Source organism: Paenibacillus sp. FSL W8-0187 (assembly GCF_037969755.1).
Taxonomy (GTDB): domain Bacteria; phylum Bacillota; class Bacilli; order Paenibacillales; family Paenibacillaceae; genus Paenibacillus_AQ.
Genome location: NZ_CP150206.1, coordinates 1 through 10000, shown reverse-complemented (window position 1 = coordinate 10000; position 10000 = coordinate 1). Strand labels below are relative to the sequence as shown.

The following is a 10000-nucleotide window of genomic DNA, read 5'->3' as shown; positions in this document are numbered from 1 at the left end:
AGATACCCTCCATGCTCGTACGGATGATGGTGCCGCTAGACGTAATAATCATGAGATCCTCTTCTGATTTCACGACCTTAAGTGCCACAACCGGTCCATTTTTCTCCGTAATATTGATGGTCTTGATCCCTTTACCGCCACGGGTCTGGCTGCGGTAGTCGCTTGCAGGCGTCCGCTTACCGTAACCTTTGGTCGTTACAATAAGGATATCAAGTTCCTGGTCCACCACGTCCATGCCAATGACTTCATCATGGTCATCCAGTGTAATTCCTTTAACCCCCGTCGCGCTTCTTCCCATCGAGCGAACATCACTCTCCTTGAAGCGGATGGACATTCCCTGTGCCGTACCCATGATGATCTCCTGCTGACCATCTGTCAGCTTAACCTCGATCAGGGAATCATCCTCGCGCAGGTTGATCGCAATCAGACCGCCCTTGCGGATATTGACATAATCCTCAAGTGGGGTTTTCTTAACGACACCCTGGCGCGTTGCAAAGAACAGGAAATTATCGCTGTCAAAGTTCTCCACAGGGATCACGGCATTGATCGACTCGCCCTGTTCAATCTGAATCAGGTTGATGATCGGTGTTCCGCGGGCGGTACGGCTAAGCTCTGGGATCTCATAAGCTTTCAAACGGTACGCCTTCCCTTTGTCCGTGAAGAACATCAGGTAGTGGTGAGAATTCGTAACGAAGAGATGCTCGACAAAGTCCTCACTCTTCGTATCCATCCCCACTACGCCGCGGCCGCCCCGCTTCTGGCTGCGATAGGTGTTCGCAGGCAGACGCTTGATGTAACCGGTATGCGTAATGGTGATGATCACTTCTTCACGTGGAATCAGATCCTCGTCCAGGATGCTGTCTTCCCCGACCGTAATTTCGGTACGGCGTTCATCAGAGAAGCGCTCCTTAATCTCTTGGAGCTCATCATTGATAATCTGCAACACAAGATGCTCATTAGCCAAGATCTCGCGCAGTTCCGCGATTCTGGCAAGCAATTCCTGGTACTCGTTCTCAATCTTCTCACGTTCGAGTCCGGTCAGGCGCTGCAAACGCATATCCAGAATGGCCTGCGCCTGCTCATTACTGAGACCGAAACGCTCCATCAAGCCTTCGCGAGCAGCCTCTGTGGTCTGTGACGCGCGAATGAGGGCAATAACCTCATCGAGATGATCCAAAGCAATCCGCAAACCTTCGAGAATATGAGCCCGAGCTTCCGCCTTCTTCAGTTCAAACTCGGTCCGGCGACGGATAACGACGACCTGATGCTCCAAATAGTGGAACAGCACGTCACGCAGGTTCAAAATTTTCGGTTCATTGTTTACGATGGCCAGCATGTTAATACCGAAATTAGACTGCATGGCCGTATGTTTGTACAGATTATTCAGAACGACATTCGGATTGACGTCCCGGCGCAGCTCAATAACAATCCGCATACCGTTACGGTCCGACTCGTCGCGGAGATCCGTAATGCCATCAATCCGCTTATCGCGAACCAATTCCGCGATCTTCTCAACCAAACGAGCCTTGTTCACCTGATACGGGATCTCGTGAACGACAATGCGCGCCTTGTTGTTATTCTCTTCAATGGTCGCCTTTGCCCGCATCGTAACGGACCCTCGCCCCGTGCGGTAGGCTTGACGAATCCCTTCACGTCCCAGAATATATCCCGCTGTCGGGAAATCCGGTCCTTGAATATAGTCCATCAGCTCCATCGGTGTGATATCAGGGTTTCGAATCATCGCCTGAACGCCATCGATCACTTCACCGAGATTATGAGGCGGAATATTAGTAGCCATACCTACTGCAATCCCGGATACGCCGTTGACCAGCAAGTTAGGATAACGCGCAGGAAGAACGACCGGTTCCTGTTCCTCACCGTCATAGTTAGGAGCAAAATCTACAGTCTCTTTATTAATATCACGCAGCATTTCCATAGCAATCTTCGATAAACGAGCCTCGGTATAACGCATAGCCGCTGCCATATCGCCGTCAATGGAACCGAAGTTTCCGTGTCCATCAACAAGCATATAACGCATGGAGAAGTCCTGCGCCATCCGAACCATGGATTCATAAACTGCGGAATCACCATGAGGATGGTACTTACCGATAACCTCGCCAACAATTCTTGCCGATTTCTTATGCGGTTTATCCGGGGCCATTCCAAGTTCAGACATCGCATATAAAATACGACGGTGTACTGGCTTCATTCCGTCCCGTACATCCGGCAAAGCCCGGCTGACAATGATACTCATCGCGTAGTCCATAAAGGACTCGCGCATCTCGGTACCAATGTCACGATCTTTGATTTGGGAGAAATTTTCTTCCGCCATGCTGGACCTCCTTCATTTTCCTATCAACCATGCCTTGATCTATGTGAAAAAAGCAGAATAGTGATCAGAAATCTAAAAACGCACTAACCTTTATTATATTACTTTCACAAACCGAGCACAATTAAACACGGGATGGATCAAGTGAAAGAATGATTCTTGCCCGGAAACCGGGATATACGCCCTGTCCTCCGTGCCCCTTTTCACATACAATGCATTGCACAGGACTTTTCGTATCATCACATCTTTATATTATACCACTGTTTGTCATACTTGTCCTATGTTTTCCGGGTATAAGCTCTCTTGCTGGAGATGGCCCGATTCTTTCAAATCAACCGGATCGACACGAGTTTGTATTACGAGACAGGTCAAATCCTGTCACTCCCATCACACAGCTGGAAAGGATGAAGATGGTTGACTATCCAACGCGTTGCAAGCAAGTGGGCGAAAACGAAAATACTCTTAAAAAATAAAGGTCTCGCCTCTTATGTTCCCTCTACCCGCCAATATTCAATGGAGGCGCTTGGTGACATGCTGGGCACACATACACTTGTGTATATCAAGCCTGACCGGGGGACCTACGGCATCGGCGTCATGTCAGTCGAGCAGCTCCAATCCCAAAACGCTGATGCCGACGCAACCCCCACTATTTCCTACAAACTTCGTTATGATCAGAAAACTGAAATATTTACCTCCCTGGAGAGTCTCGATAAAACACTGAGCACTCTGTTCCAGGGCCAGACGTATCTGATTCAGCAAGGCATCCATCTGCTTAGTCATAAGGGTAACCCCTTTGATCTTCGAGTACTTACACAGAAAAGTCCATCGGGTCAGTGGGTGAGCACAGGAATAATCGGGCGGGTGGCGGCCAAGAATAAAATCATTACCAACCATCACAGCGGCGGCGTGGTTCAACACTATAAACCGCTGATGACCGAGCATATGACGGCAGAAGAGGCAGAGAATATCCGAAGAGAGCTGAATACGCTTGGGGTGAATGTCGCAGCCCAGCTGCAGAAATCCTATCCCAATCTGAAAGAAATCGGCTTGGATATTGCTATTGATAAAAGCTGGAACATCTGGATCTTGGAGGTTAATACCAAACCTGCACTGTTCCCATTCAAGAAATTTTTCAAAGATCCCAGCATCTACAAGCAGGTTAAGAAATATGCCACCGCTTATGGGCGTAACTTATCCACCAAGAAAAAAGCTAATAAGACCGGTTAGCATACTATATATTAGTCAATCCCCCGGTCATATGACGAAAACACCAAATCGCATCCATCATAAAAATAAAGGGGCAACCCTGAGGCCTTCAATAGACCTTGGGATGCCCCTTTTTGACTTACAAATATTATACGTCCAAATTACGGACCGACTTCGCATGCTCCTGAATGAAATCCCGTCGCGGTTCAACGTTATCGCCCATCAGGGTATCAAACAATGTATCGGCCAGGATCGCATCTTCGATGGTCACCTGAAGCATGGTACGGCTCTCCGGATCCATCGTCGTCTCCCACAGCTGTCCGGCGTTCATCTCGCCGAGACCTTTGTAGCGCTGTACGTTAATTTTGACGTTCTCACCGAACTCCTTAATGATCTGGTCACGTTCTTTCTCACTGCCGGCATAACGGATCACCTTATTGCGCTCGATCTTGAAGAGCGGCGGTTGGGCGATATAGATATAACCAGCTTCCACCAGCTTACGCATGTAACGGTAGAAGAACGTCAGCAGCAAGGTACGAATATGCGCACCGTCGACATCGGCATCAGTCATAATAATGATTTTGTGGTAACGGGCCTTGGACAGATCGAAATCTTCCGCAATCCCTGTGCCCAGCGCCGTAATGATCGCCCGGATCTCCGCATTGGAGAGGATACGGTCAAGCCGCGCCTTTTCCACGTTGAGAATTTTACCCCGAAGCGGCAAAATGGCTTGGAAATGTCGATCGCGTCCCTGCTTGGCGGATCCGCCGGCAGAGTCACCTTCGACGATGTACAGCTCACTGATGGAGGCATCCTTGGAAGAGCAGTCTGCCAGTTTACCTGGTAATGCGCTGACTTCAAGCGCACTCTTCCGGCGTGTCATCTCGCGGGCTTTACGCGCCGCTTCACGAGCACGTGATGCCTGGAGCGCCTTCTCCAAGATCCGGCGGGAAACCGATGGATTCTCCTGCAGGAACTCCTGCAGCTTCTCAGCGAACAAGGATTCCACAATACCGCGCACTTCACTGTTGCCGAGCTTGGTTTTGGTTTGTCCTTCGAACTGCGGTTCCGGTACTTTGACCGAGATGATTGCCGTCAATCCTTCACGCACATCGTCACCCGACAGGTTGTTGGTGTTATCTTTGATCAATCCCGTTTTGCGGGCATAGTCATTGATGATTCGAGTGAGCGCACTCTTAAAGCCGGATTCGTGCGTTCCGCCTTCGTGCGTGTTGATATTATTTGCAAAAGAGTAAATATTCTCGGTATAGCTATCGTTATACTGGAGCGACACTTCAACCTGAATATTATCCCGTGAACCCTCAACATAGATAGGGTCTTCGTGCAGCGCTTCCTTCTTCTCATTCAGGAACTTGACGTATTCAATGATTCCGCCCTCGTATTTAAAATAGTCGGAGGCACCTGTACGTTCGTCCGTCAGTGTAAGCGCAATGCCCTTGTTCAGGAACGCCAGCTCACGGATCCGTGTCAGCAGCGTGTTGTAATCATATTCCGTTGTTTCCGTGAAAATCTCCGAATCCGGCAGGAAGGTTACGGTTGTCCCGTGATCGTCGGAATCCCCGATGATCTTGATATCATATTGAGGTACGCCGCGATGATACTCCTGTTGGTAGATGTGCCCATCACGTTTGACCTGAACCACGACTTTCGAAGACAGTGCATTCACAACTGAGACACCAACACCATGCAGACCGCCGGATACTTTATATCCGCCGCCGCCAAACTTTCCGCCGGCATGAAGGACGGTCATAACGACTTCCAGCGTCGACTTCTTCAGTTTGGCGTTCTCGCCGACCGGAATTCCGCGCCCGTTATCGACAACGGTAACACTGTTATCCTCATGGACAATGATTTCGATATGGTCGCATATTCCCGCCATTGCTTCGTCAATACTATTGTCCACAACTTCCCATACCAAATGATGCAAACCCTTGGCACTGGTGGACCCGATGTACATCCCCGGACGTTTACGAACGGCTTCTAATCCTTCCAGTACCTGAATCTGATTCTCATCATATGTCGGTTGATTCATAGACATGCCTTCACCTACTTCTACAGATTCTGTTATGCCTGAGCTACAAAATGATTGGCTCTCTTCTTAAGCGTTGCAGAGGAGATCGGAGAGTAATAGACGATCGATTTCGTCACCACAATGGATTTCGGATCTTCTTCGCCAATCATCTCCACGACTTTATGCTGCTGGGCATGCGTGACGAACTGCTTGGAGATTTTTGAGGATTTCTCGATCGAGATATCAAAAATTCCAACCAGCTCCGACGAACGGATGATCTTCTCTCCGCCCAAATGAATATACATATGGAATCACTCCTTAAGAGCCCACCTGTCCGTCATGGACATGAAAAATGCTGGCACCCTTCAATTTGTCGGTATTCAAACTCTCAATGCCCGTCGCCGTGATGAATGTCTGCACTTTGCTCTGGAATGTCTCGATCAATTGTGTCTGCCGGTACGGATCCAATTCAGAAAGCACATCATCCAGAAGCAGCACCGGATATTCACCGATCTCTTCCTGTATCAGCTCGATTTCAGCCAGTTTCAAAGATAGCGCCGTCGTCCGCTGCTGACCTTGAGATCCATACGTTTGGACTTCTTTGCCATTAATATAAAAAGCCAGATCATCTCGATGAGGACCTGCCAATGTCATACCACGCCGTATTTCTTGCTCTTTCATTTGTGATAATTTTATCATAAATGTCTCAAATAAGACAGCTTCATCTTCTTCCTCCGCGTCAGCAAAGGACGGAAGGTAGTGTAAAGAGAGCTCCTCCAGGCCGTTTGTGATTCCCTGATGGATGCTTTCAGCCCACTTTTGCAGCTTTTTTATAAATTGTTTCCTCTTCTTGACGATTTTAACACCATGTTCTGCCAATTGGCTGTTCCAAATGTCCAGCATCGCTTGCTCGGCGCTGCCCTTCCCCCATAATTGCTTCAGCAGATTGTTACGCTGCACGAGCACCTTCTGGTATTGCTGCAGATGAAACAAGTAGCTTGGTGCCACCTGCCCGATCTCCATGTCAAGAAACCGGCGGCGAACCCCCGGCGTGCCTTTGACAATCTCCAGATCCTCGGGAGCAAACATCACGACATTGAGCGAGCCGATGAAATCGCTAAGCTTCCGCTGCTCAAGTCCATTGATTTTTGCTTTCTTCCCCTGCTGGGATAAACTCAGCTCCAGCTTCAAAGCTCCGTACTTGCGGTCGATCTCGGCTGATATATGGGCACTGGATTGCTCGAATCCAATCAATTCGCGATCCTTGGAGGTACGGTGGCTCTTCGTTAAAGCAAGCACGAAGAGCGCCTCCATCAAATTCGTCTTTCCCTGAGCATTGCGTCCGATAATCAAATTAACGTCACCAAACGCCTCAAGCTGCAGCTTCTCGTAGTTTCGATAGTGCTGCAGGCTGACATTTTTGACAAACAAGCTTATCCTCTCCCTCGTCTTCCGCGCGTAGCGCCAAAGCGGCTGCGGGAGGCTGTCTATTGTGCTGCCACCTGAAACGTTCCGCAATCCTCCACCTTGACGATGTCGCCAGGTACCAGTTTGCGTCCGCGCCGCTCTTCCTTTTCGTCGTTGACCAGAACTGCTCCTTCCTGCAGCAGTGCCTTCGCCATCCCACCTGTGGATACGCAATCTGAAAGCTTCAAGAACTGATCCAGCTTGATATATTCACTGTGGATAAATATTTGTTTCATGACTTCGTCCTTTCATCCCTATCAACATGGGGATAACTTTAATTGGCCGTACGGTACGGCAGAATAATATATTGGCTCTTGCTGTCGTCGAGCGGTTTAAGAATGATCGGGCTCATAACTCCCATGAAAGCGATCATCAGTTGTTCACTTTCAACCACCTTGAGCACGTCCAGCATATATTTGGAGTTGAACGAGATGCGCAGCGGCTCCCCTTTAAAATCGACCAGATCCAATTCTTCACGCACTTTACCAAGCTCGGAGGAGCTGGAAGAGATCTCGATGCCGCCATGTTCCATCGTTTGCAGGAGAACAATGTTCGTTTTCTCCTCTTTGGAGAGCAGGTAGGCGCGGTCGATCGACTCGCTTAATTTTTTTGTGTCCAAAACGAGTTCTGTTTTATGCGATGTTGGAATAATTCTAGAAGTATCGGGATAAATGCCGTCCAGTATGCGGGAATAGAACAGAACACGATCAATTTTAAATAATACCTGATTATCGGCTACAACGATATCAACCAGCGTATTTTGGTCCGGAATGATTTTGCTCAGCTCATTCAGCGTTTTACCCGCAATAACGACATTGTTGAACGAAATGTCCTGCGCATTGTCCAGCTGTGCGGAGCGAGTTGCCAATCTGTGACGGTCTGTAGCGGTAAATTTCAGCTCATTGTCGTTCAGACTCCATAATACCCCAGTCAAAATAGGCGTTGTTTCATGGGTGGAAATGGAGAATACCGTTTGCTTGATCATATTTTTCAGCAGATCTCCAGGCAAAGAAACGGTTTGGCTGTCTTCGATGTTAGGCAATACAGGGAATTCTTCCGGGTCCAAACCCACCATCTGAATTTCCGTAGCTCCCGAAGAGATAAAGGTGTGGAAGTTTTCTTTTACCTCCATCTGGATTTCTTGGGAAGGGAGTTTCTTGATGATTTCAACGAAAAATTTGGCTGGCAGCACAACACTACCAGGCTGTTCTACTTGGACGATGGTATGCTTCTCATCTTCCGCAGGAATAAACGATTGAATGGAAATATCAGTATCGCTAGCAGTTAGTGTGACACCCGAATAGGTGACATCCAGTTTAATGCCGCTGAGGATCGGAATTGTGGTTCGGCTGGAAATCGCCTTGGATACGTGTTGAATGGATTCGTTTAATACATTTTTTAATATGCTGATTTTCATCAATTTCACTCCTTACGGAAAAATGAGAGGGGTTTTTTCACTTGGCGAATGCCAAGAGGATTCCCCTCTTTATGGTTAAATTATTTATTAATTATTATTAGTAATAGTAATAGGGGCACTGAATATGTGGATAAGCCCCAGAAAAGGCATAAAATTAAGCCTATCCACATGTGTATAGATTGTGCATAGGCTTTGAACTTGTTCAGGTTGGATTTTTGATTTTCTCCGTAATATTATTGACCACTTTAAACAGCTCCTGGTCATTTTTCAGAGATTGGGTAATCTTCTCATGGGCATGTATGACAGTGGTATGATCCCGGCCTCCGAATGCTTCTCCGATCTTGGGAAGGGAATAGTCGGTTAATTCACGGGATAGGTACATGGCAATTTGCCGCGGAAACGCGACGGCTTTGGTCCGTTTGCGGGCTTTGAAGTCTTCCAGCCTCAGGTTGTAATACTCGCCGACCTTTTGCTGGATGTCCTGAATCGTAATCATTCGCGGCCGACTGGACGGAATAATATCCTTCAGGGCTTCGGCTGCCAGATGCGTGGTTACGTCCTGATTGGTTAGGGAGGAATAGGCAACGACACGGATCAGGGCACCTTCGAGCTCACGAATGTTCGTATCGATCTGATTGGCGATATACATCATGGCTTCGTTCGGAATATCCAGATTCTCGGCTTTCGCTTTCTTGCGAAGAATAGCGATCCGCGTCTCTAGATCCGGTGGTTGAATATCGGTGATCAATCCCCATTCGAACCGGGAACGGAGCCGTTCTTCCAGCGTCGGTATCTCCTTAGGCGGACGGTCACTGGATATGATAATCTGCTTCCGCTCTTCGTGCAGGGCGTTAAACGTGTGGAAAAATTCCTCCTGCGTCGATTCTTTGCCTGCCAAGAACTGAATATCGTCAATGAGCAGAATATCGACGCTACGGTACTTGTTGCGGAAGCTTTCAGCGCGGTTATCCCGAATGGAGTTGATGAACTCGTTGGTGAATTTCTCGGAGGAAATATATACGACTCTACTGCTGGGATTGTGCTCCAAAATATAGTGGCCGATCGCATGCATCAAGTGCGTTTTTCCAAGACCAACTCCACCATATAGGAATAATGGGTTATACGCCTTAGCCGGAGCTTCAGCAACAGCGAGCGAGGCAGCATGCGCGAACCGGTTGCCAGAACCGATGACAAAGGTATCAAACGTATACTTCGGATTCAGCATATGAGACTGAATTTCTTCCCCGGATATTTCAAGCGGCGGCGAGGGCTGCTGCGGCACAGGTTCGTGTCCTTTAGCCTCTTCAATGACAAAGCGGACATCCACCTGTTTGCCCACCACCTCCAGTACGGTTGCACTAACCAGCTTGGTGTATCGGCTCTCCAGCCATTCCACAGCAAACGTTGTCGGTGCTGAAATGACGACGGAGTGATCGTTAATGGTCAATGCCTTGGTCGCTTTAAACCAAGTGTCAAAACTCGGTTTACTCAGCTTGGTTTGTATGATCGATAATATTTCTTGCCATAATTCGGAAGTATGGCTTTCCAA

The 10000-nt window shown here is 48.3% G+C and carries 8 protein-coding genes (1 of these 8 cut by a window edge); 1 reads left to right on the top strand and 7 read right to left on the bottom strand.

Going from position 1 to position 10000, the window contains the following annotated elements; all coding sequences use genetic code 11:
- Positions 1–2332, bottom strand: partial view of a DNA gyrase subunit A gene (gene gyrA / locus MKY48_RS00040; protein WP_339292084.1) — the 5' portion only. The gene continues 164 nt to the left of window position 1, outside the view; the window shows 2332 of its 2496 coding nt (coding positions 1–2332); the start codon lies at positions 2330–2332; its stop codon lies off the left edge, out of view.
- Positions 2333–2743: 411 nt separating this feature from the next.
- On the opposite strand from gyrA, the gene MKY48_RS00035 reads away from it, so the two are divergent.
- On the top strand, positions 2744–3556 hold the full coding sequence (locus MKY48_RS00035; RefSeq protein ID WP_339292083.1) for a YheC/YheD family protein: 813 nt from the start codon (positions 2744–2746) through the stop codon (positions 3554–3556).
- 127 nt (positions 3557–3683) lie between these two features.
- Here MKY48_RS00035 and gyrB read toward each other — a convergent pair whose 3' ends face one another.
- The 6 genes from gyrB to dnaA all read right to left on the bottom strand — a co-directional run bounded on the left by gyrB (position 3684) and on the right by dnaA (position 10000).
- Positions 3684–5594: a DNA topoisomerase (ATP-hydrolyzing) subunit B gene (gyrB, locus tag MKY48_RS00030; protein ID WP_076326307.1), complete on the bottom strand. Its 1911-nt coding sequence runs from the start codon at positions 5592–5594 to the stop codon at positions 3684–3686.
- Positions 5595–5620: 26 nt separating this feature from the next.
- Positions 5621–5872, bottom strand: a complete 252-nt coding sequence (locus MKY48_RS00025; protein ID WP_071219299.1) for an extracellular matrix/biofilm biosynthesis regulator RemA family protein — start codon at positions 5870–5872, stop codon at positions 5621–5623.
- 13 nt (positions 5873–5885) lie between these two features.
- Entirely contained in the window at positions 5886–6998 is a 1113-nt protein-coding gene (gene recF / locus MKY48_RS00020) for a DNA replication/repair protein RecF (protein WP_076326306.1), read from the bottom strand.
- Positions 6999–7054: 56 nt separating this feature from the next.
- Entirely contained in the window at positions 7055–7270 is a 216-nt protein-coding gene (gene yaaA / locus MKY48_RS00015; protein ID WP_076326305.1) for a S4 domain-containing protein YaaA, read from the bottom strand.
- Positions 7271–7308: 38 nt separating this feature from the next.
- Positions 7309–8451 carry a DNA polymerase III subunit beta gene (gene dnaN, locus MKY48_RS00010; protein WP_098749608.1) on the bottom strand — a complete coding sequence of 381 codons (1143 nt, stop codon included), beginning with the start codon at positions 8449–8451 and terminating at the stop codon, positions 7309–7311.
- A gap of 202 nt (positions 8452–8653) precedes the next feature.
- A complete protein-coding gene (gene dnaA / locus MKY48_RS00005; protein WP_076326303.1) occupies positions 8654–10000 on the bottom strand; it encodes a chromosomal replication initiator protein DnaA in 1347 nt (448 codons plus the stop codon).